The organism is Archangium sp. (assembly GCF_036389735.1).
Taxonomy (GTDB): Bacteria; Myxococcota; Myxococcia; order Myxococcales; family Myxococcaceae; genus Archangium.
In genome coordinates, this window is sequence record NZ_DASVWK010001115.1 from 1 (window position 1) to 2,148 (window position 2,148).

The 2,148-nt window shown below is 70.3% G+C and carries 4 protein-coding genes; all 4 read right to left on the reverse strand.

Annotated features, from left to right (window positions below):
• On the reverse strand, positions 1–216 hold a 216-nt coding region (locus VF794_RS40065), incomplete at its 3' end, for a hypothetical protein (RefSeq protein WP_331119053.1).
• Between the two features lie 46 nt (positions 217–262).
• The gene (locus VF794_RS40070) at positions 263–487 is read right to left on the reverse strand and encodes a DUF4266 domain-containing protein (protein ID WP_331119055.1); all 225 of its coding nucleotides are present in this window, start codon (positions 485–487) and stop codon (positions 263–265) included.
• A 169-nt stretch (positions 488–656) separates the two neighbouring features.
• Complete coding sequence (locus tag VF794_RS40075; RefSeq protein ID WP_331119057.1) at positions 657–1,802, reverse strand: hypothetical protein; 1,146 nt, start codon at positions 1,800–1,802, stop codon at positions 657–659.
• Positions 1,799–2,148: site-2 protease family protein (locus tag VF794_RS40080; RefSeq protein ID WP_331119059.1), on the reverse strand; the 350-nt coding region annotated here is incomplete at its 5' end. The genes VF794_RS40080 and VF794_RS40075, both read right to left, overlap by 4 nt.

The following is a 2,148-nucleotide window of genomic DNA, read 5'->3' on the forward strand; positions in this document are numbered from 1 at the left end:
CGGGTCCACCGGGCTCGTCACGGCCTCCACCGTGCCGGGCCGCTCCTGGCCCGTCGCGATGTCGTAGGACACCAGATGCCCTTCGTGAGCCACGAAGAGGGTCTCGCGCAGCGTCCCCGTCGGCTCGTTCTTCTGGGGGTCCTCCTCACAGGCGGACAGCGCCGCGATGGCACACAGGGACAGGACGGCGGAAAGGGAGCGAGGCAGTCGACTCATGGGGGTTCCACTCGGCAAAGGGTGAAAGAAGCGGGGAGAACGGCGTTCACTGCGTGCAGCCGCACCCGCCTCCAGGCGCGCCACCAGCCAGGCCCGCACCGGTCTGCGTCTCCAGCAGCTTGGCGTCGTACTCGGCGGCCATGCCCTCCTCGGCCCAGGGAGGTGCCATGGCCGCCGAGGCGAGCTTGCCCCGCTCGAATGGCTTCACACGGACACAGCCCGCGAGGGGCGACAACAGGACGCACAGCAGGGTGAGCGACAAGGCACGCATGGGACGCGCACTCTCCCCAACCGCCTCACATCCGCCAATGCGGCAAGGTGTCGCGGCCAGGGATGGCTGACGGAAGTGTCCACGGGCGTGCAGGTCCGGCGGCGTCAAGCCCGGCGTGGAGCCGAGTTCCAACTGGCCCCCCACCTGTTCCAGCACCGCGCGTCGTGCACTACGGCCTCAGCAGCATCTCCCGCGCCTTCATGGCGATGGCCACGGCGATGATCGTCAGGATGAAGAACACGACGCCCAGCATGGCCGTCTTGATCTTCGTGCGCTTGTCGGGCTTCTCCGAGGGCTGGAGGAGACCCGAGCCCGCCGAGGCCAGTCGCAGCACCTCCTCGCGCCCGCGCTTCGCCACGGCATCATCCGGGAAGCGAGCCTGCCGGATGCGGTAGAGGCGCCCCAGCGTGGCCAGCTCACCGCGCTCCGAGGCCAGGGACAGCACCTTGTCGTGCGCGCCCTTGCTCTCCCACAGCTCCAACACCCCCAGCCACGTGGAGTGCAGCGCCGTGGAGGGGCGGAACTCCTCGGCCCGGAAGCGCGCATACTCCAGCCCGCAGTAGGGGCACACCACCGCGCCGTCCCTGCGCACGCCGATGCACTTGGGGCAGTAGCCCGGCGGCGGCGAGAAGGGGTCCTCCGCCTCGCCCGACGCAGCGGACGCGGTGGGGATGGGGGCCGGAGTGGGGGCCGGAGCCTCCACCACGCGCAACTGGGCGCTCGAGGGCCGGTCCGCGGTCCTCATCATCGGCGCGGGCGTGGACTCCGCCGCCAGGCGTGCCTTCACCTCGGAGGTCCTCAACACCACGAGGTTGGCCGCCGCGGCCTCCGACATCACCATCTTGGGCGACGAGGGCCTCGAGGGCGCGGGCTCCGGTGCCGGGGCCTTGGCCACCACGGGCATGGGCGCCGGGGTCTTCGTCCGCTCCGGCGCCTCGAACTTCATCACCTCGGGCTGCGCCGCGGAGATCTTCACCGCCACGGGCTCCGGCGCCGCGGGCTCCTTCTTCTTGCGCGACTCCTGGGCCTCGGCCTCGATGGCCGCGAGCACCGCCTCGGGCACCGCGATGCGCCGGGTGGGCTCGTTCTCGATGGGGTCGCGCTCCGCCTCCTCCCCCGCGAGCATGATGACGGGCGCGTCGGCCGACTTGGGCTTGGGCTTGGAGGCCGCCGCCGGGACGGGCTCCCCGTCCCCCTCGGACCCACCGCGCGTCTCCACCTTGCAGCGCGAGCACTTGAGCACGAGCTGGTCGTCCTCGATCCGGAACGCCGCCGGAGGAACGATCCGCTCACAAGCCTCACAGTAGTACTTCACCAGATCACCATTCGGATGGGCACGGGCATGGCACAACCCGCCAAGGCCAGGAAACATACCGCGCAGACCAGCTTCCGCCCGAGCCCCAACGGCTCGGCTGGCTGCGTCACTTCCGGGTGACCGAACCCTACCAGCTTCGTGGCCACCAGCAGCCAGACGCCCCAGGTGATGGTGTAGAACAAGGTAAGGAAAAGCAGTACCAGGGCCACGGCCTTGCCCACCACCCTCGCCCGGTTGCCCCACAAGGCGAAGGTGAGGTGTCCGCCATCCAACTGTCCCACGGGCAGCAGGTTGAGCAGCGTCACCAGGAGCCCGAACCAGCCGGCGATGACCACCGGGTGGACCA